Here is a 20,085-nt window from a genome sequence, read left to right on the forward strand (position 1 = left end):
AGTTCCGATTAATTTCAAGGATAAGTTTTTATTTTTGGAGGAGGTGGAGGAAGGTACCTTGGGGGAGTTCTGGTACAACTTTACCAGTGATTATGATTCAACGCGACATGCTGAGCGGAATCATAGATTCTTAACCATTAATATGAATGGAAAGTTTGTGGATTACATAGGGGAGGTGGGGAAGACGGATTCTATGTATTATTATTTGCACGACCATGTCAGGGCTATGGGTGATATTTCAAGTGGTGTGGTCATTCAGAAGCTGGCGGATGGTTCTGGCATTGATTATCATTTAATAAAGAACCGGCTGTTGGCCATGGTTTTAATAATGGCTATTGCAGAACCAATGGAAAAACCTCGGAAAAGGTGAGGGGATTCAGTTAAGGAAATCTGCCTCTCACAAGGGGCTTGTTTTTTAATAACTTTCGCTAAAATTTTTCTATTTTTGCTGACTGGTTTGGGTGTTGGCGGATGCGGGCATTTTTGAACCTGTGCAATGGTGTAGAATAACTCGAAAAAGAATTGAATAAATATTTATCATGGAGATAGCAAGCAAGTACGATCCCTCGCAGACGGAAGGAAAATGGTATTCTTACTGGATGGACAATGGCTTTTTTAAGTCGGTTCCGGATGAGCGTGAACCTTATACGATAGTGATTCCGCCGCCTAATGTGACGGGGGTGCTGCACATGGGGCACATGCTGAACAATACCATTCAGGATATTTTGGTGAGACGGGCGCGTATGCTGGGTAAGAATGCTTGCTGGGTGCCGGGTACGGATCATGCTTCTATTGCGACGGAGGCGAAGGTGGTGAATAAACTGCGCGAAGAGGGCATTAATAAGAGTGCCTTGACGCGGGATGGCTTTCTGGCGCATGCCTGGGAGTGGACGGATAAGCATGGGGGCATTATTCTGGAGCAGCTGAAGAAACTGGGGGCTTCGTGCGACTGGGACCGGACGAGCTTTACGATGGATGAGGTGCGGAGTCAGGGGGTGATTCGGTCTTTTGTGGATTTGTATAACAAGGGCTATATCTACCGAGGTGTTCGCATGGTGAACTGGGATCCGAAGGCGAAGACGGCGGTCTCTGATGAGGAGGTGGTTCACAAGGAGGTGAATTCTAAATTGTACTACATCCGCTACCAGATTGAGGGGGCGACGGAGGAGTATGTGACGATTGCGACGACGCGTCCGGAAACGATTTTGGGGGATACCGCTGTTTGTGTGAATCCCAACGATGAGCGCTTTTCGCATCTGGCGGGCAAGCGGGTGCTGGTGCCACTGATTAACCGGTCTATTCCGATTATTCAGGATGAGTATGTGGACATGGAGTTTGGTACGGGCTGCCTCAAAATTACGCCGGCGCACGATATCAATGACTATGAGATTGGTATGCGCCACAATTTGAACAGTATTGATATTTTGAACGATGATGGTACTTTGAGCGAAGCGGCTGAAATGTATATTGGTCAGGATCGCTTTGAGGTGCGCAAAGAGATTGAAACGGCGCTGCAGGAGGCGGGCCATCTGGTGAAGACGGAGGACTATAACAATAAGATTGGTTATTCGGAGCGGACCGATGCGGTGATTGAGCCGAAGCTGAGTACGCAATGGTTTCTGCGCATGGGTGAGCTGTCGAAGCCTGCGCTGGATGCGGTGATGAGTGATGAGGTGCAGTTTCATCCGGCTAAGTTCAAGAACCTGTACCGCCACTGGATGGAGAATGTGAAGGACTGGTGTATTTCGCGTCAGCTGTGGTGGGGCCACCGTATTCCGGTTTACTACCTGGCGGATGGCTCTTTTGTGGTGGCGGAGACGGAAGCGGATGCTTTGGCGGAGGCTCAGAAGGTGACGGGCAATGGGGCGCTGACTATGGCGGACCTGCATCAGGATGAGGATGTGCTGGATACCTGGGCGTCTTCCTGGTTATGGCCCATCACGGTTTTTGATGGCTTTGGGGAGGATAAAAAGGAGATCGATTATTACTACCCGACCAATGATTTGGTGACGGGCCACGATATTATTTTCTTCTGGGTGGCGCGCATGATTATGGCGGGCTATGAATTTAAGGGGCAGCTGCCTTTTAAGAATGTGTATTTCACGGGGATGGTGCGCGATAAACTGGGCCGTAAGATGTCCAAGTCGCTGGGCAACAGTCCGGACCCGCTCGATTTGATCGCCACCTTTGGTGCCGATGGCGTGCGGGTGGGGATGCTGCTGTGCTCTCCGGCAGGGGGCGATTTGCGCTTCGAGGAGAGTCTACCGGAGCAGGGCCGTAATTTTGCGAATAAGATTTGGAATGCTTTCCGACTGGTGAAAAACTGGGAGGTGGATGAAGCGTTGCCGCAGCCTGAGAGTGCGCAGCTGGCCATTGAGTGGTTTGAGGCGCGTCTGCAACAGGAGAGGGAGGTGATTGCTGACCATTTTGATAAATACCGGGTGTCGGATGCGCTCATGTCGGTCTACACCTTGTTCTGGGACGATTTCTCGAGTTGGTTCCTGGAAATGATTAAGCCGGCCTACCAGCAACCGATTGATGGGGCCACTTATCAAAGGGCCATTGGCTTTTTGGACGATTTGATGCGTCTGATTCATCCTTTTATGCCTTTTATCACGGAGGAGATTTGGCAGCAGCTGAGAGAGCGCAAGGCGGGTGAAAGTATCATGGTGAGCCTGATGCCGGAACGCAGGGATTTCGACGGGCAAATCCTGAAGCAGTTCGACTTGCTGAAGGAGGCCATTGTGCAGATGCGCACGGTCCGTAAGGAACGCAATGTGCCGATGCGGGATGTGTTAAGTCTGATGGTGCTGACGGGCGACGATGGGTATGTGCCGCGCTTTAATCCGGTGCTTCAGAAGTTGGTGAATCTGGATGCGGTGCAGGCGGTGACTGAGAAGGTGGAAGGGGCTGTTTCCTTTTTTGTGAAGTCTTCTGAGTTTTTTGTGCCCCTGGAAAGCAACATCAACGTGGAAGAGGAGTTGGAGAAGCTGGAGAGTGAACTCAAATATACCGAAGGCTTCCTGGCCGGCGTGATGAAGAAATTGAGCAATGAACGTTTTGTGGCGGGTGCCCCGGAAAAGGTGGTGGCCATGGAGCAGCAGAAACGGGCCGATGCCGAAGCCAGGATTGCGGCTTTAAAGGAGAGTCTGGCGCGGCTGAAGGCTTAGTTACACGGAGGGGCACGGAGGTTACACAGAGGGCACGGTGGTTTTTTTCGGCCAATGGTTTGGGGGGCTGTCCTGCCTTTGAGGTTGTGATTTTTGAATTTGTATTTTTTTGGATGGGTTGGGGGTAACATTTCGGGGTCTGAACTGTTAATGAAATCCTAACTCTCGGCAAGGTATTTTGTATATTGAAAGAAATACTTTACTTTTGACATTCCTAAATATCCATATTTATAGATAGGTAGTAAAAATATAAATATCAATTGATTATGACTAAGAAATATTTGTTATTGCTCTCGATAGTCCTTTGGGGAGCGTTGGGTTTGAACGCCCAGGTACTGGAGCCGGTGAAGTGGAGCTTTTCACTGAACCGTATCAGTGAAACGCAGGTGGAAGTAGTGGCCGATGCCACCATTGACGATAACTGGCATTTGTATTCCACGAAGATTCCGGACGGTGGTCCGGTGCCGACTTCCCTGAATATTGCCGCCTCTGAGCTGTTCACGCTGGTGGGTGAGGTGCAGCAGTCGCCTGAGCCCGAGCCGTTTTTTGATGAGGCTTTTCAAATGGAACTGGGCTATTTTTCGAATACGGCCCGCCTGACGCAGGTGGTAGAGTTGGCCGAAGGTCAGGCCCTCGCGCTGTCCGGCTATGTGGAGTTCATGGTGTGCGACGACCATCGCTGTCTGCCGCCCGAGCGCATCGATTTTGAATTGTCAGAGGACGGTGCGGAAGCAGCAGCTGTAGCGACGGACGCTGAAGAAGCTGAAGAAGGTGGAGACGCTGCCGTGTCTGTTGCTGAGGGTGAGACCCGTTCTGATTCCAAAGGCGGATCTTCTGATAAGTCCGGTTACTGGGGCATCTTTTGGCTGGCCTTTTTAGGCGGTTTGGCTGCCTTGCTGACGCCTTGTGTGTTTCCCATGATTCCGCTGACGGTGAGTTTCTTTTTGAGGAATGCGGACAACCGGGGGAAGGCTTTGCGGGATGGTCTCTTTTATGGATTGACCATTATTTTTGCCTATGTGTTTCTGGGCCTGGCCATATCGGTCCTTTTTGGTGCCGATGCGCTCAATGCCATGGCTACCAGTCCGGTATTTAATGTTATTTTCTTTGCCCTGCTCATTTTCTTTGCGGCCTCTTTCTTTGGGGCCTTTGAGTTGACCATGCCTTCCAAATGGTCCAATTCATTGGACAATAAAGCGGATAAAGCCGGTGGCTTATTGGGCGTGTTTTTAATGGGCTTGACCTTTGTTCTGGTTTCTTTTTCCTGTACGGGCCCTATAGTCGGCACCCTGCTGGTGGAAGCGGCCATAGGCGGGGGAAGTATGTTTTCACCGGCCATTGGTATGTTGGGCTTTAGTGTGGCCCTGGCCATTCCTTTTGCCTTGTTTGCAATTTTCCCTACGGCCATGAAGTCCCTGCCCAAATCCGGCGGCTGGATGAACGCGATTAAAGTGGTGCTGGGTTTTGTGGTGCTGGCTTTTTCTTTGAAATTTTTGTCGGTGGCCGACAGTGTGGGGCAGTGGGGACTGCTCGACCGGGAGGTGTTTATTGTTCTGTGGATCGCGATTTTCTTTTTGATGGGGCTTTACCTGATTGGAAAGATCAAGTTTGCGCACGACAGTGATTTGCCCTACCTGAGTGTGCCGCGTTTGATGCTGTCGATTGCCACTTTTGCCTTTGTCTTTTATCTGATTCCGGGTCTGTGGGGCGCTCCCCTTAAAGCGGTCAGTTCTTTCATACCGTCTATTACCACGCAGGATTTCGACGTGAGTCGTTCTTCCGGCGCCATGGTGGCGCCGTCTGGCAGCTCTTCATTAACAGGCGAGAGTCTGAAAGAAGGACCTTACGGCTTGATGAAATACACCGATTATGAGGAAGGCCTGGCGGTGGCCAAGGAAACCGGCAAGCCGGTTTTCCTTGATTTTACCGGACTGGGTTGTGCCAATTGTCGCAAAATGGAGAATCTGGTGTGGTCCGACCATACAGTGCGTGATATGCTGGCCAATGCGTTTATCATTGTCTCCCTGTATGTGGATAACCGGGAGGAGTTGCCCGAGGAGGAACAATATGTGTCTGAAGTGACCGGCCGGCGGGTGCGGACCATCGGCAATAAGTGGAGTGATTTCCAGATAAGCCGGTATGAGAACAACAGTCAGCCTTTTTACGTGCTTCTTAATCATAATGAAGAAGCTTTGATCGAACCCTATGGTTACAATACCGATGTGGATGCTTTCGTGGATTGGATGAAAAGTGGCCTCTCAGCATTTAAATAAAGCCTGTTTTAGGCGATTTTTCTGATCTCGAACAGCCGTTCATTAACCGATGAACGGCTGTTTGTTTTATGTTTACCAGTTTTGTTGCCCTATTAAACAGACTGTTGGTGGAGTATTTGAGGAGGTTAATAAAAATCTGAATTGAAATAGTGGAAACTGTTTTTTTTATATCTTAGCTTTACCTCATTAATACATTCAAGCCTGTATCATATGAAAAGAGCATTACTTTCATTGTTTTTAATATTGACCGGTTTTTTAGCGACTTTCGCTCAAATTGATTTTGGCAATCTGGAAGAGGAGCAAATTTACCGGCCGGATAGCACGTATAATACCTGGTCCATTTCCGTGGGATATGGGCCTGTCATCTATTATACCGATGTGATTGATTATACGCTTTTCCCCTCGAGTCAATTGAAGTTGGTCCTTCTGTTCAGATATCCAAGCAGTTGGGGCGTTCGTGGGCCCTGGAGGGAGAGTTTATTATGGCGGATATGTACGGACAAAAGTACAATCGCTATTTTGAAGGGGACTTTCGGGAAGCTTCTCTGAATGTCAAAGCTTATATCAACCAACTGATTTTTAACGGTCCCTTGCGGGATCGTTGGAACATCTATGCCAAAATAGGCCTGGGTGTCAACTATTTTCGTGCTACCATGCGTGAGCAGGGAACCGATCGTTTGCTGACCATGGATGATATTTTTGGCGGAGTATCCGGTTATCCGACCAGCTATAGCGACTGGGATCCGGATGACTTTTTGGTCATGGGCTATGAGCGCAATGGCTATGCTTCAGCGGATCCGGACCTGGAAGAGATTGCCAGGGAATCCGGACTGGTGGTCCCGATTGGTCTGGGCGTTCGTTACCGGGTGAATAAGAGCTTCGACATTGGCGTAGAAACGGCGCTCCATAATATGGTGGCCGATAATATGGATGTGGATATGACGGGGGCTGATAATGATTCCTATATGCATGCAGCCCTGTCGTTGACCTATAAATTCGGGAAAAAGGACAAGCGACATGCGTCATGGACGTATAAGGACTTTAATCTTTCCTACGAAAGGGACAGAATGCGGGATCCGTTGGCGCAAAAGCTGGATTCTTTAAGGGCTGAGTTGGATCAACTGGCGGCCCTTAACGATAGTGCGGTGGGGGATACGACTTATATCAGTCAGGACAAAACCATTCGAAACGAGCTGTTTTCTGCCTCTGTCTTTTTCGATTTTGATAAATCGGAAGTGACTGCCCGGAGTCATCGCACCCTGGCCGGTGTGGCACGTTACATGACGGAGCACCCGGAGGTGGTGATAAAAATTCAGGGCTATACCGATGACCGGGGCAGCTATGAATACAACGAAAAATTAAGTGAGCGCAGATGCTTGGCCGTTAAGGATGTGCTGGTGAAGGATTACGGAGTGGATGCTTCCAGGTTTGTGACAGAGCCTAAAGGTAAGGTGGAATTGCTGTCGGATACCCGGAAATTGGCACCCAGAGGTGTGCATTTGGTTAACCGTCGCGTGGATATTTTTCAGGTTACAAAATAAAAGCTGATATTGATGAGAGTTATTTTCACCATAATATTTCTGGTATCGTTCTGGGGTATGGCATCGGGGCAGTCCCGGCAGACGGATGACCGCATTATTGAAGAAGAGATGCGGTACTCATCAGAGAAGTGGTTCAATACCTGGGCGCTGAACGTTGCTATGGGTCTTTGTTCATGTACGCCGATATTACGAATCATTCTTTTTTTCCCAAACATCGCATCCGCTTTGGACCGACGGTGTTCGTAAGTAAGCAGTTGGCGCCTTCTTTGGCCATTGATTTGCAGTATATTACCGGCGAAGCTTATGGCGAAACCACAGATTACTATTTTAAAGGAAACCTGAATGATGTTTCGCTGACCGGCATCTTTTTTATCAATCAATTGGGTGCCAGTCCCGGGCCAGTCCGGGATCGCTGGAATTTTTATGTAAAGACCGGATTGGGGTTGAATTTTTTCAGGTCACGTCTGCATCAACAGGCCGATGATTCTTTTGTACAGGAGAGTGATTTAGGGATGCCGTCCGGACGGTATCTGGTCTATGGTTATGATCCCTACGATCCGGAGACCAAGACCAGTCACCAGATGGACATCATCATCCCTTTTGGAGCCGGCGTTTTGTACCGTGTTAATCGTCATTTTGATGTGGGAGTGGAGACATCCATGCGCTTCAGTGCCTCGGATAATCTGGACAATGTACTGACCGGTTCCAGCAATGACCGTTACATGTACTCAGGCATTAACCTGAGTTATAAAATCGGGAAAAAGGATAAAAGGCATATGCGTTGGACCTATCGGGGATACGGATTTAATTTGTTTGGCCGGCCGCGCAAAGATCCCTTGCAGGATGAGGTGAACCGTTTGGAAGAGGAGATTAAGAAATTTGCTGCCGACAGGGGACCTGTTAAAAAGGACTCGGTGATTATCAGTCAGTCGCTGACGACCATCTATGAGGCGGTATCGGTTCGAAGCATTCTTTTTGGCGAAAATGCCCGGATTCAGTTTGATACCGAAGACCAGGTGCTCATGGCTGAGGCGGTGATTGATATGAAACACAATCCCGGGAAATTTCTGGAGCTTTATGGGTATGTAGATCCGGGCGACAGCGGAGATCTGGAGGCCCTGAGTCGTCAGCAATGCGAAAAGGTGAAGGATTTCATGGTCAATGAAATGGGGGCTGATGCCGACTATATCCGGATTGTGCCCAGAGGTGCGGAAGATGCCTTTCGCTCAGAAGGTGGGGACACTACGCCCAAAGGGCGAATGGCCAACCGACGTGTGGATATGGTTTTTAAAAATTGATGTTCTGTTCTTTTCATAATACATCAGGATGTTTGCAGTGGCAGGCATCCTGATTTTTTTTAAACCCCTTCCCATTTGATTTGTTTCTTGTATATGCGAACATTAAAGGGAATATTGTTGTTTGACGGGTTTTGTGTCTTATGCAGTGGCTTTGTTCGGCGACTGATTAAGCGGTTTGACGACCGTTTGCAGGTGGTGCCCATGCAATCGCCGGAGGGTCAGAATTGGCTCAGGCAATATGGTCTTGATGCGGAGCCGAATGAAGTCATTTTGCTGTTGGAGGGCCGTGTTTTGAAAGGCGTCGGGGCCATTCTCTTTTTGATGGAGCAGTCGGGAGGCGCGTGGAAGTTTTTGGGAAGAGGAGCTTCCTGGTTTCCGGATGCCCTGCTCAACTGGATGTACCGCCGCATCGCCCATAACCGGTTTTTATTGTTTGGAAAACGCAACAGTTGCTATCGTCCCCGACCTTAATCCTCGAAATCCAGTTTTCCTTCCTGCTCTTCCTTGTATTTTTTCGACAGCGTGGCCAGAACCTGGGCAAAAGCCTTGAGGGCCTGCGCCGTGTCGCTGGTGACGGGCTGTTTTTTGAGTTTTAATACAAAGGAATGGTAAAGAGCGCTCAGCATCAATTCAATATCGTTCGAGGGCTTGGGGTCGGTCTTTGCTTCCAACTCTTTTATGAAGGGGAGGATGGACTGAAATTGCATCAGGTAGGGGACAAACTTGGGCGATTCCAGCAGTTTCAGGTGCAGGGTGTTCATTTCGTTGACGGTGTTTATCAACATTTGAAGATGGCCACCCGACTCTTTCTTTTCTACTTTCATCATGGCGGTGAGATTATCCCACCAGGCATCCAGCTCTTTAAACTGTTCACCGGATAAGAGATAACCGGGTAGTAATTTCTCCCGGATGAGGTCCATTCGACATTCATGGGCGCGAATTAAATCTTCGACTTGCCACATGTACAAAATGTATTCAGCAATGTTGTTCTTTTTCTTTTCTTGTGCAATCAGCATGACAATAGGTCGTTAGATTATTAGGTTGTTAGGTATTAGGTAAAAGCAAGTCCTTAATTATAAGTCAATTAAGAACCGATGCCACGAAATCATAACTGCTTGTAAGTTAGTCAGAATAAAAGAGTTTAACGATCTATTCAATAATAAAACGGTTCATTTCTTAGTCTTCATCGGGATCAAAGAAATTATCTATATCTCGCCGTTCTTTTTTGGTGGGGCGCCCCATTCCTCTGGGCCTGTTGAGTTGGTTGGCTATTTTTGTGAGACGCAGGATCTCCAGTTCTTCATCGGGGGTGATGTCTTTGATGAAGTCCGATGTCAGTTTGGCGCCCATGCGCTTTCCTGAAATGTCCAGTACCTTGTATTGTTTGGTGATGGGGGGCTCCTTAATGGAGATGACATCTCCGGGTTTGATCATCCGTGAGGACTTGACCGGGAGGCCGTCCATCAGCACTCTCCCTTTTTTGCAGGCTTCTGTGGCGATGCTGCGTGTTTTATACAGGCGTACCGCCCAAAGGTACTTGTCAATTCTGGTTGATGACTGGTCTTCCATTTTCTGCTTCTTTTAGGTGGTGTAACAGTGAATGGCTATTTGTTGTTGTAAAGGCTCATGGTTCGGGGCACGCCGATGGTGCCAAAACTCTTAACCATTTCGGCGGCCTGCTCAAAACGCTCCGGTAACTCCTGGTTTTCCTCCGGCGTCCATTTTCCCAGGACGTAATCCACCTGGTGACCCTTCCTGTAATTGTCACCAATGCCAAAGCGCAGTCGGGCATATTGGTTGTGCCCCAGCGCCGCATTGATGTTTTTTAAACCGTTGTGTCCGGCGTCACTGCCTTTGGCTTTTAATCTTAAGCTGCCAAAGGGAAGGGCCAGATCGTCCACGACGATTAACAGGTTATCGACCGGAATTTTTTCTTTTTGCATCCAGTAGTTAACGGCCCGTCCACTCAGGTTCACATAGGTGGATGGCTTTAAAAGAATAAATACTCTGCCCTTGAACTTGTATTGAGCCGTTAGTCCGTAACGTCCGTCTTCGAAGGTCACCCCTTCCTCCCGGGCGATATGATCCAAAATATCAAAACCGATATTGTGACGGGTGTGGGCATATTCTGATCCGATATTCCCCAGGCCCGTAATAAGAAATTTCATCTCTGGCTCAATGGTTTCTGTTTTGCTCTTTCCGGAGCAAAACCAGTTAATGATTTGTTTCAGCATGTTGTTTGTTGGTCAGAACACAAAAACCCCCATATAAATATACGGGGGTTTTTGATAATATCAGAAAATGGATTAACCTTTTTGCTGAGCTGCAGCACGGGCTGCACGTGTCAGTTTTACAGATGTTACCACTGAGTTCTTAGCATTCAAAAGCTCCAGGTTCGGATAGGACAGAGAACCTACCTGAATACCTTTGCCCAAGCCTAGTTTAGAGATGTTAATGGTCAAATGATCGGGTAAATCCTTCATGAGACCTTTTACACGCAATTTTCTTTGTTCCAGCGTCAGTTTACCACCCGCTTTAACACCTTCTGCCAGACCTTCCAATTTGACCGGAATTTCAATGGTGATGGCTTTGTCCTCAAAAATCTGAAGAAAATCGATGTGGATCAACTCATCCGTTACAGGATGAAACTGTAAATCTTTGATGATGGCATTGTAGGTTTTGCCGTCAACATTCAAATTGATCAGATATACATTTGGCGTGAAAAGCAATTTACGAAACTCGTTTTGCTCAGCATAAAAATGTACAATTTCTTCTCCACCATACAATACGGAGGGTACTTTACCGCTGTTACGCAGTTCTTTTGTAGCGGATTTTCCAAGGTTTTCCCTTTTGACCGCTTTGACTTCAATTGTTTGCATGTTTACAAAATTAGTTTGTGCTACTCAAAATTAAGTGTTGATGTAAAAGCTTAATTTCCCATCACACGTTAGCCCGATTTGGGGCTGCAAAGATATAAAATTATATCACAAATTGTTTACTGATCGATTGATAATTATATACTTTGTCGATGGTGTCGGCAAATAGCTGGGCCACACTCAATACTTTTATTTTCTGGGACTGTCTTTTCAAGGGAATGGAGTCCGATACAATGACTTCGCAAAGTTTTGAGTTTTCAATGCGTTCATAGGCCGGACCTGATAATACGGCATGCGTGGCAATGGCTCTCACACTAAGCGCGCCCTGCTCCATCATCATCTCAGCAGCCTTGGTAATGGTGCCGGCCGTATCTATCATATCGTCCAATACAACGACGTTTTTTCCTTCTACATCTCCAATGATGCGCATTTCATCCACCACATTGGCTTTGGAGCGGTATTTGTGACAAATAACCATGGGTGTTTCCAGGAATTTGGCATAGGTGTTGGCTCGCTTGGTGCCACCCACATCCGGAGAGGCGATAACGAGGTTGTCGAGACCCAGCTGACGAATGTGCGGGACAAAAATGCTCGAAGCGTACAGGTGATCTACCGGAATATTGAAAAATCCCTGAATCTGATCGGCGTGCAAATCCATGGTGATGATTCTGTCAACGCCTGCTGTGCTTAGCATGTCGGCCACCAATTTGGCACCAATGGATACTCTTGGCTGGTCTTTTCGGTCCTGGCGCGCAAAACCGAAGTAGGGCATAACTGCCACAATTTTATAGGCCGATGCTCTTTTGGCCGCATCAATCATCATGAGCAGTTCAAAGAAATTATCAGAAGGCGGAAAGGTGGACTGGATGAGAAATACGTGGGAGCCACGTACCGTTTCTTCATAAGCCGTGGCAAATTCACCATCGCTGAATCTGATGAGGTTGATATTGCCAAGTTCGCGGCCTGCGCTCAAGCTGATTTTTTCGGCCAAATACCTTGTTTGTGTTCCTGAAAAAACCTTAATAGGTGCTTTAGGTGGCATTAATTTTCTGTTTATCAGATTTTTATAAAAAAGAAGTTTGATGTTGCAAAGATAACAAAAATCATAAATCCTTAACCGTTTGTTGTCAATAGATTTATTTTTTTAATTACCGGAGGCGGGCTTAGGGCGACCATTCTTTGTTGATATTATCAATAAAACCGAGCACTTCGTCTCTGCCCAGGCCTTTCTCAGCTGAGGTGACCATCATTTGTGGCAATTCATCCCATTCTTGCTGCATAACCGCTTTATAATGGGTGATATTCCTGTCCAGAACCGTAGGCGTTAGTTTGTCGGCTTTCGTAAAAACCATGACAAAGGGAACCCCTTCATCTCCGAGGGTATTCAGGAACAAAAGATCAAGCGCCTGGGGCTCAATGCGAACATCGATTAGTACAAAGAGACACATGAGGTTTTCCCGGGTATTGAGATATTCAAAGGTCATTTTGCTAAAGGCCGCGCGCTTTGTTTTGGCTACCTTGGCATAGCCATAGCCTGGCAGGTCCACCATGTACCAGCTGTCATTGATGATGAAATGGTTGATGAGCTGTGTTTTTCCGGGGGTAGAGGAGATTTTGGCCAGTTTTTTGGACTGGCAAAGCATGTTGATGAGAGAAGACTTGCCGACATTGGATCTGCCTATAAATGCATATTCCGGTTTGTTGGGCGGCGGGCATTTTTTAGCATCCTGATTGCTTGTTAGAAAACGGGCCGTCTTTATCATTATTTTTTTTGACAAAAGTAATGAATGTTGCCGGCTAAAAAAACAATGCCTGCTTTTTTAGCCGGTTTGAATGGGGCATTTCGACCTTCATTTTTTTATCTTTGCAGACGGCCGTTCATTTTGTTGGCCTGGATGATTCAGAAAGGGGCCTCCCGAATTTTTAATGTGATTAAGTATTTTAAACCGGATAAAACCAGAAAAAATCATGAGTACAGCATTGTATCCTCTGAAATTTGAGCCCATTTTAATGGAAAGGTTATGGGGCGGTAACAAGCTCCAGACCGAATTGAATAAACCCCTTAATGGTCGCAGCGACATTGGCGAAAGTTGGGAACTTTCCGGTGTGGAAGGGAATGTATCGGTGGTGAGCAATGGCTTTCTGAAGGGAAATACGCTGACGGAGCTCATTGAAATTTATATGGGCGATTTGGTCGGCGAAAGGGTCTTTCAACTTTTTGGACATGAATTTCCTTTACTGATTAAATTTCTGGATGCCCGTGAGGCCCTTTCGATTCAGGTGCATCCGGATGATGAACTCGCCCGGAAGCGGCACCAGTCGTTTGGGAAAACGGAAATGTGGTACGTGATGCAGGCAGAGAAGGGGGCCCAACTGATCAGTGGTTTAAGGGAGGCGTAACAGCCGATAAATACCTTCAATCGGTTGAGAACAACACCCTGGAGTCGCTACTGGCCTACCATCCCGTGCAACCGGGTGATGTCTTCTTTATTCCGGCCGGTCGTGTGCACGCTATTGGGGCGGGTATTTTGCTGGCCGAAATTCAGCAAACCTCCGATGTCACTTATCGCATATTCGATTTCGGTCGAAAGGATGCCCTGGGCAAGGAGCGGGAATTGCATACCACAGAGGCACTGGATGCGATCGATTTTAAGGCTTACAGTGACTATAAAACCAATTATACCAGCACGTTGAATGCGCCCTGTGAAGTGGTTTCTTCGCCGTATTTCAAAACCGGTTTACTGGATCTGAATCAACCGGTGGTACGCGATTACTATAGTCTGGATTCTTTCATCATCCTGATATGCACCGAAGGGATGGCTAAAATTCAATATGGCCAGGAGGGGGTTGAGGAGATCCGCAAAGGGGACACGGTTTTGCTGCCGGCCGATTTGCGACAGGTGACCTTTGTGCCTCAGGGGACTGTGAAAATGCTGGAAGTCTACCTGCCCTAAGTAGTCACAGCGGTCTGTGCAGGAAAAATAACCCGCCGTATTCCGTCTTCGGCTTGGTGCGGATTGATATTATTTTGCATAAAAACCGTTCGATTTTTTATTATTGTGGTTGATTTACTATAAATTTGCAACAAACAAATTATTTACGGATGAAAGTTTTAAAATTTGGCGGAACCTCGGTAGGTTCGGCGGAAAGAATGAAAGAAGTCGCCCGTTTAATCACCAACGGTGAGCGCAAAATTGTGGTGCTTTCGGCCATGTCGGGAACCACCAACAGCCTGGTTGAAATTGCCAATTATCTATACAAAAAGAATCACGACGGGGCCAATGAGGTCATCAGTCAGTTGGAGCGGAAGTACTATGCTGAAATTGAGGGACTTTATGCCACAGAAGAATATAAGGAGCAAGGCCGGGAGTTGATCCGCCTTCATTTTGATGAGATCAAGTCCTTTACCAAGGATGTGTTCACCGTTTATGAAGAGAAAAGTATTCTGGCACAGGGCGAGTTGATGTCGACGGCCATGTTTAACTTTTACATGCAGGAACAGGGCCATCGGTCGGCTCTTTTACCGGCATTGGACTTCATGCGCATCAATAAAAACAATGAGCCGGACACTTCCTATATCCGGGACAATGTGAATCCTTTGCTGGAGGCGCAGCCGGATATGGATGTTTTTATTACCCAGGGTTATATTTGCCGGAATGCTTTTGGCGAGATTGACAACCTGCAAAGAGGCGGTAGCGATTATTCGGCCTCTCTGATAGGTGCGGCTGTGGGTGCCAGTGAGATTCAAATCTGGACCGACATAGACGGGATGCACAACAATGACCCGCGCTATGTGGAAAACACGAAATCCATAGCAGAACTCTCTTTTGATGAGGCAGCCGAGCTGGCTTATTTTGGGGCGAAAATATTACACCCCACCAGCGTACTGCCTGCTAAACTGGCCGACATACCGGTTCGTTTGCTGAATACCATGAATCCAAAGGCGCACGGAACCATCATTTCCGGTAAGGAGACCCGCGGAAATATTAAGGCGGTGGCTGCCAAAGACGGTATTACGGCTGTTCGAATCAAATCGGGCCGCATGCTTTTGGCCTATGGTTTTATGCGTCAGGTCTTTGAAATATTTGAGAGTTACAAGACCCCCATTGATATGATTACGACCTCAGAGGTGGGGGTATCCGTGACCATTGATAACGACCGGCACCTGGACGACATTGTGGACGATCTTAAGAAGTTTGGTACCGTAGAAATTGATCGCGATCAGGTGATTATATGTGTGGTAGGTGATTTGGTGCGGGAGAATAAAGGTTATGCCAATCGCATATTCAATGCCTTAAAGGACATTCCCGTGCGGATGATATCCTATGGCGGAAGCGACCACAATATTTCTTTGCTGGTGAGCGCCGATTACAAAAAAGTGGCCCTTAAATCCCTTAGCGACAAACTATTTTAATGGTTTCCTGTTATTCCTATTAATATTATCAATTCAAACATTAAACTGAACCGAATGAGTGATTCATTTCCATTACAGAAATTACAGAACATTACAACCCCTTTTTACTATTATGATATGGAGCTCCTGGAGCGCACCCTTAAAACGGTGAGTGAGGAGGCCCAAAAACACGGATTTGTTGTTCATTATGCCATTAAATCCAATGCCAACCCCAGAGTGCTGGAGATGATCCGGAGTTTTGGACTGGGCGTTGATTGTGTCAGTGGCTTTGAAGTGCAACGGGCTTTGGATGCGGGTTTTAAAGCATCGGGCATTGTTTTTGCTGGTGTGGGTAAAGCGGATTGGGAAATTGAACTGGGTCTGGACAATGATATTGCTTGTTTCAATGTTGAATCGGTTCCTGAATTGGAAATCATCAATGATCTGGCCGCTCAAAGGGGCAAAACGGCGAATGTCGCCATTCGTATCAATCCCAATGTGAATGCCAAAACTCACCACTATATCACCACCGGTTTAAAGGAGAACAAATTTGGTATCAATCAGTGGGATCTTGAGAAAGTGACGGATGCGCTGAATAAAATGAAAAACATTAAGCTCGAGGGCATTCATTTCCATATCGGGTCACAAATCACGGATCTGTCTTCCTTTCAGGATTTATGCGTACGGGTGAATGAAATTCATGAGTGGTTTGTTTCTCAGCACCTGGCGCCCCGGGTGATCAATGTGGGGGGAGGTTTAGGGATCGATTATGAAGATCCGGATCAAAATCCGATTCCGGATTTTGAAGGCTACTTCAAGGTGTTTAAGGAGGGTTTGAATTTAAGAGGCGACCAGGAGGTGCATTTTGAATTGGGACGTTCCATCACGGGTCAGGCCGGTAGCCTGATTACAAAAGTATTGTACATCAAGGAGGGCGTAAAGACCAAGTTTGCCATTGTGGATGGCGGTATGACGGAACTCATCCGACCCGCCCTTTATCAGGCCTATCATAAAATTGAAAATCTGAGCAGTGCCGCCCCCGAAGAGAAGTACGATGTGGTGGGGCCCATTTGTGAGTCGTCCGACAGCTTTGGAAAAGCGGTTTCGCTGCCACGTACCTCACGTGGTGATTTAGTGGCTGTTCGCTCGGCAGGGGCTTACGGGGAGGTGATGGCCTCTCAGTACAATCTGAGGAATATACCTGCCTCTGCTTACTCGGATCAATTATAGAAGCCCGTGAAAACGACATCCCGAATGTTGGGAAAACTTAAACAGTTTCGAAGAAGCTGTAACTGAATATTCAAAAAAGTCATTTAGTGCCACTAAATGACTTTTTTGATCTCCGTGGTACTCCGTTAGGGCTCCGTACTCCTCCATGTAACAAGTTATGTCAGCTAAAATTCATAATCCACACAGGCTCTTTCCAGTAGTATTTCACGAATGACGGCCGCCACTTTCTGGTGCTCGGGATGCACCACGTAGGCTTTTAGGTCTTCCCAGTTAGCGAATTCGCTGATGAGCGCTAAATCGTAGCTCTCTTCCGGATTGCTGTTGATGCCGGCTTCAATATATCCCAATTCAGAGATATGTGTTTGGAGCATTTCCAGAGATTTCTTTATTTCCGGCAGTTTCTGCTGGCGAATGTCTTTGGGGATATCCGCTTTGAATTTAAATAATACGACGTGTTTAATCATTGTGAAAATTATTTGTTAATTTGAAGGCGATTTTAATACCAGGGGGCCGGAGTTGTTTTCCGTCACCCAATCTGACGTAAAAATAACCATTTTTAGAAATATATGCTGATAATTGGAATCGCAGGTGGCACCGGATCAGGAAAAACGACGGTGGTTCGGAAAATTCTGGAGCAGTTGCCCTGTGATGAAGTCGCCGTGCTGCCTCAGGATTCGTATTATAAAGACAGCGGGCATCTGTCGTTGGAGGAACGGCAGAAAATTAATTTTGACCATCCGGAGGCCATTGAGTTTGAATTGTTGGTGGAACATATTCGGGCATTACGCAGTGGAAAGGCCATTGAACAGCCGGTCTATTCTTATCTGACCTGTACCCGACAGAAGGAGACCATTCCTGTGATTCCGCGGCATGTGGTTATTGTGGAAGGTATTTTGATACTGGGGCACCCGGGCCTGAGGTCCTTGATGGATTTGAAGGTGTTTGTGGATGCCGAACCGGACGACCGCCTGATACGGGTTATTCAACGGGACATTGCGGAGCGGGGACGCACGGTTGAAAAGGTGCTGGCACGTTATGAAGAAACGGTGAAACCCATGCACCTTCAGTTTATTGAACCCACCAAACGGTATGCGGATTTGATTGTGCCGCAAGGCGGCAACAACCATGCGGCCATCGATATTCTGACCCAATATATTTTACGCAATATTGGCAGCTAAGCGGTCAATCAACTAAAAACCATTATTATGCTGGAACAAATTGCAGTGGAAAATATCCTGTTTATCGACATTGAAACCGTTCCTGAAAAGGCCGGGTTTGATGAGCTGGATGAGGACTTTCAAAAGCTGTGGGACAAGAAGTCTGCCAAGTTCAGGCAGGACAATGAACAAGCCGGGGATGTTTATGAACGGGCCGGCATTTATGCGGAATTTGGAAAGATTGTCTGCATTTCGGTGGGCGGCGTTTTTCGCAAAGAGGGGGAGCGTTTTTTTAAAGCCAAGAGCTTTTATGGGGAAGATGAAAAGCGGCTGCTGGAAGAATTTGGCAAGGTGCTGTATGCCTTTACCAGTGATCCGAAGCATAACATCTGTGGCCACAATGCCCGGGAATTCGATTTTCCCTTTATTGCCCGACGCATGTTGATTCATGGGGTTCCCCTGCCCCCGGTGTTGGATGTGGCCGGTAAAAAACCGTGGGAGGTTAAATTTCTGGACACACTTGATTTGTGGAAGTTTGGCGATTTCAAGCATTACACTTCGCTGGCGCTGTTGACGAAGATAATGGGCATTCCCACACCCAAAGACGATATTGACGGCAGTCAGGTAGCCCATGTCTATTACGTCGAAAAAGACCTGAAAAGAATCGCCCTCTATTGTGAAAAGGATATTCTGGCTACGGCACAACTTTTTCTGCGATTAAAAGGCGAGCCGCTTATCCCTGCATCCCATTTTGTACGCGCCGAGGCTTAGTTTTTTCCTCTGATGAGGTGTATGGGACCTTGTAACTTTTTTTTCTCGTTGCGATTGTAGCCTTCGGCTTCAATCACATAAAAATAGACCCCCGGATCTGCCATTCCGTTAGCGATGGTTCCGTCCCATCCTTCCGCCGGGTCAGTGGACTCATACACTTTTCGTCCCCAACGGTTAAAAATGACCATGCTGAAGTTTTTGACCGATTTGTAATAGATTCTGAATTCGTCGTTGGCACCATCGCCATTGGGGGTAAATGTGTTGGGGGCCTCCAGCTCCATCTCTGTGATGGATACGGTTAATACAGAATCGGTGCTTTCACAAGCGAATTCTGTCATGGTGTTGGCCACACGCAGCGAAACCTTATGAACGCCCACCACTGTAAAGAGGTGAAAGGGGTCACGCTCCACGGCTGTGGCATTCCCAAAATCCCATTCCCAGGCAGTGATGTGCCCTTTGCTCTCGTCGGTAAATCGAATTTCCAGAGGGGCAGAACCTTCTATGGCAGTGTTGCTATCCATGGTCTCTGCTTCGTTGGGCACATCCGGCTTTACCAGATCGAAACTGTATAAGCCTGGACGGCAATGGCTGTGTAGGACAAACCGGCGCTGGCTTCATTACCAAACAGGTCGGTAATGATTACCGTGAAATCGGTATCTTCTACCGGGGCATCGATGTACGGGGCTTGCTGTGCTTCTGAAAAATCACCTTCGCCGGTGGAGGCGCTCCAATGATAGGTCAGTCCGTAATCCACCAGTGCATAACGGCCATCCGGCCCGTAATACAGGGTGGAATCTGTAATGGCCCGGAGTTCCAGGAAATCACAGTTCTCATTCACCACTTCGATGGCGGCTTCGGCCAGCGGGGAGTTGAAGACCCAGCAGCGGTGCTGCTCCAGAACGGAGCCATTCATACCCTCCCGGATCGTTAGCTGGTAACCGCCGGCAGTCGATACCGGGTAGGAGGCAATGTCGCCGGTGGCAACGGGAATGGTCCAGGTGTTGGTGGACGCGTTGTAGCGTGTCCACTCATAATAATAGGTGGTTGATTGGGACAGCGATTCAAGAATGACCTGGTCTCCGCCCTCAATGATCTGGTCCCTTACCACATAAATGGAATCCTCCCGGACCAGCAGGTTGGGGCTGGTTTCGACATCGGAGGCGGACCGGACGGTGATCTGGGCATTTGTCTTTGGGGGTAACAATGCCGCTAATAAAAAAAGAAGTAAGAATTTATGCGGAATGGCCATAAGTATCGAATTATTATATCCTGCGAATTTACATTTTTTACGCAATAAGGTTTTAGTTTTTACCGCTAATTAATCTAACGGAATTGTTGGGGAATAATTGTATTTTTGTTTTTTGTAGATTTTAGAG

22 protein-coding genes are annotated in these 20,085 nt (G+C 47.4%); 13 read left to right on the top strand and 9 right to left on the bottom strand.

Going from position 1 to position 20,085, the window contains the following annotated elements:
• From JCM15548_RS21985 to JCM15548_RS14410, 7 genes are all read left to right on the top strand, one after another.
• On the top strand, nucleotides 1–370 hold a 370-nt coding region (locus JCM15548_RS21985; RefSeq protein ID WP_162198254.1), incomplete at its 5' end, for a hypothetical protein.
• Between the two features lie 169 nt (nucleotides 371–539).
• On the top strand, nucleotides 540–3,170 hold the full coding sequence (locus JCM15548_RS14390; RefSeq protein WP_062126811.1) for a valine--tRNA ligase: 2,631 nt from the start codon (nucleotides 540–542) through the stop codon (nucleotides 3,168–3,170).
• Between the two features lie 266 nt (nucleotides 3,171–3,436).
• Nucleotides 3,437–5,443 carry a protein-disulfide reductase DsbD family protein gene (locus JCM15548_RS14395; RefSeq protein ID WP_062126814.1) on the top strand — a complete coding sequence of 669 codons (2,007 nt, stop codon included), beginning with the start codon at nucleotides 3,437–3,439 and terminating at the stop codon, nucleotides 5,441–5,443.
• Nucleotides 5,444–5,653: 210 nt separating this feature from the next.
• The gene (locus tag JCM15548_RS21990) at nucleotides 5,654–5,992 is read left to right on the top strand and encodes a hypothetical protein (RefSeq protein ID WP_162198255.1); all 339 of its coding nucleotides are present in this window, start codon (nucleotides 5,654–5,656) and stop codon (nucleotides 5,990–5,992) included.
• Nucleotides 5,935–6,984 (top strand): OmpA family protein, encoded by a 1,050-nt coding sequence (locus JCM15548_RS14400; RefSeq protein WP_162198256.1) that lies wholly within the window; start codon nucleotides 5,935–5,937, stop codon nucleotides 6,982–6,984. Before JCM15548_RS21990 ends, JCM15548_RS14400 begins: the two co-directional genes overlap by 58 nt.
• A 128-nt stretch (nucleotides 6,985–7,112) precedes the next feature.
• Nucleotides 7,113–8,282, top strand: a complete 1,170-nt coding sequence (locus JCM15548_RS14405; protein WP_157482791.1) for a DUF6089 family protein — start codon at nucleotides 7,113–7,115, stop codon at nucleotides 8,280–8,282.
• Nucleotides 8,283–8,375: 93 nt separating this feature from the next.
• Complete coding sequence (locus JCM15548_RS14410; RefSeq protein ID WP_062126820.1) at nucleotides 8,376–8,753, top strand: thiol-disulfide oxidoreductase DCC family protein; 378 nt, start codon at nucleotides 8,376–8,378, stop codon at nucleotides 8,751–8,753.
• On the opposite strand, the gene JCM15548_RS14415 is transcribed toward JCM15548_RS14410, so the two are convergent.
• The 6 genes from JCM15548_RS14415 to yihA form a co-directional block, all read right to left on the bottom strand.
• Complete coding sequence (locus tag JCM15548_RS14415; RefSeq protein ID WP_062126822.1) at nucleotides 8,750–9,298, bottom strand: DUF4924 family protein; 549 nt, start codon at nucleotides 9,296–9,298, stop codon at nucleotides 8,750–8,752. The two genes, JCM15548_RS14410 and JCM15548_RS14415, sit on opposite strands and share 4 nt — an antisense overlap.
• A 160-nt stretch (nucleotides 9,299–9,458) precedes the next feature.
• Nucleotides 9,459–9,851, bottom strand: coding sequence for an RNA-binding S4 domain-containing protein (locus JCM15548_RS14420; RefSeq protein ID WP_062126824.1), 393 nt, complete (start codon nucleotides 9,849–9,851; stop codon nucleotides 9,459–9,461).
• Between the two features lie 35 nt (nucleotides 9,852–9,886).
• Complete coding sequence (gene pth / locus JCM15548_RS14425) at nucleotides 9,887–10,516, bottom strand: aminoacyl-tRNA hydrolase (RefSeq protein WP_227625885.1); 630 nt, start codon at nucleotides 10,514–10,516, stop codon at nucleotides 9,887–9,889.
• 72 nt (nucleotides 10,517–10,588) lie between these two features.
• Nucleotides 10,589–11,161: a 50S ribosomal protein L25/general stress protein Ctc gene (locus JCM15548_RS14430; protein WP_062126832.1), complete on the bottom strand. Its 573-nt coding sequence runs from the start codon at nucleotides 11,159–11,161 to the stop codon at nucleotides 10,589–10,591.
• A 100-nt stretch (nucleotides 11,162–11,261) separates the two neighbouring features.
• The gene (locus JCM15548_RS14435) at nucleotides 11,262–12,200 is read right to left on the bottom strand and encodes a ribose-phosphate pyrophosphokinase (protein ID WP_062126835.1); all 939 of its coding nucleotides are present in this window, start codon (nucleotides 12,198–12,200) and stop codon (nucleotides 11,262–11,264) included.
• A gap of 121 nt (nucleotides 12,201–12,321) precedes the next feature.
• Nucleotides 12,322–12,921, bottom strand: a complete 600-nt coding sequence (yihA, locus tag JCM15548_RS14440) for a ribosome biogenesis GTP-binding protein YihA/YsxC (protein ID WP_262487082.1) — start codon at nucleotides 12,919–12,921, stop codon at nucleotides 12,322–12,324.
• A gap of 205 nt (nucleotides 12,922–13,126) precedes the next feature.
• Between yihA and JCM15548_RS24310 the strand changes: the two genes are divergently transcribed.
• The 4 genes from JCM15548_RS24310 (at nucleotide 13,127) to lysA (ending at nucleotide 16,781) form a co-directional block, all read left to right on the top strand.
• Entirely contained in the window at nucleotides 13,127–13,558 is a 432-nt protein-coding gene (locus JCM15548_RS24310) for a type I phosphomannose isomerase catalytic subunit (RefSeq protein ID WP_227625886.1), read from the top strand.
• Complete coding sequence (locus JCM15548_RS24315; RefSeq protein ID WP_227625887.1) at nucleotides 13,498–14,112, top strand: class I mannose-6-phosphate isomerase; 615 nt, start codon at nucleotides 13,498–13,500, stop codon at nucleotides 14,110–14,112. The genes JCM15548_RS24310 and JCM15548_RS24315 overlap by 61 nt, the downstream gene beginning before the upstream one ends.
• 149 nt (nucleotides 14,113–14,261) lie before the next feature.
• On the top strand, nucleotides 14,262–15,572 hold the full coding sequence (locus tag JCM15548_RS14455) for an aspartate kinase (RefSeq protein WP_062126841.1): 1,311 nt from the start codon (nucleotides 14,262–14,264) through the stop codon (nucleotides 15,570–15,572).
• 54 nt (nucleotides 15,573–15,626) lie between these two features.
• Nucleotides 15,627–16,781, top strand: coding sequence for a diaminopimelate decarboxylase (lysA, locus tag JCM15548_RS14460; protein ID WP_062126845.1), 1,155 nt, complete (start codon nucleotides 15,627–15,629; stop codon nucleotides 16,779–16,781).
• Nucleotides 16,782–16,945: 164 nt separating this feature from the next.
• On the opposite strand, the gene JCM15548_RS14465 is transcribed toward lysA, so the two are convergent.
• Nucleotides 16,946–17,245, bottom strand: coding sequence for a Dabb family protein (locus JCM15548_RS14465; RefSeq protein ID WP_062126848.1), 300 nt, complete (start codon nucleotides 17,243–17,245; stop codon nucleotides 16,946–16,948).
• A gap of 102 nt (nucleotides 17,246–17,347) precedes the next feature.
• Here JCM15548_RS14465 and udk point away from each other — a divergent pair, with 102 nt between their 5' ends.
• Nucleotides 17,348–17,959, top strand: coding sequence for a uridine kinase (gene udk, locus JCM15548_RS14470; RefSeq protein WP_062126851.1), 612 nt, complete (start codon nucleotides 17,348–17,350; stop codon nucleotides 17,957–17,959).
• 27 nt (nucleotides 17,960–17,986) lie between these two features.
• On the top strand, nucleotides 17,987–18,709 hold the full coding sequence (locus tag JCM15548_RS14475) for a 3'-5' exonuclease (protein WP_062126854.1): 723 nt from the start codon (nucleotides 17,987–17,989) through the stop codon (nucleotides 18,707–18,709).
• Here the strand turns inward: JCM15548_RS14475 and JCM15548_RS14480 are convergent.
• Both JCM15548_RS14480 and JCM15548_RS14485 read right to left on the bottom strand, forming a co-directional pair.
• Nucleotides 18,706–19,230 (bottom strand): T9SS type B sorting domain-containing protein, encoded by a 525-nt coding sequence (locus tag JCM15548_RS14480; protein WP_157482793.1) that lies wholly within the window; start codon nucleotides 19,228–19,230, stop codon nucleotides 18,706–18,708. The two genes, JCM15548_RS14475 and JCM15548_RS14480, sit on opposite strands and share 4 nt — an antisense overlap.
• 29 nt (nucleotides 19,231–19,259) lie before the next feature.
• Nucleotides 19,260–19,958, bottom strand: coding sequence for a hypothetical protein (locus JCM15548_RS14485; protein ID WP_062126860.1), 699 nt, complete (start codon nucleotides 19,956–19,958; stop codon nucleotides 19,260–19,262).
• Nucleotides 19,959–20,085: the final 127 nt, after the last annotated feature.

The organism is Geofilum rubicundum JCM 15548 (assembly GCF_000974365.1).
Lineage (GTDB): Bacteria > Bacteroidota > Bacteroidia > Bacteroidales > Marinilabiliaceae > Geofilum > Geofilum rubicundum.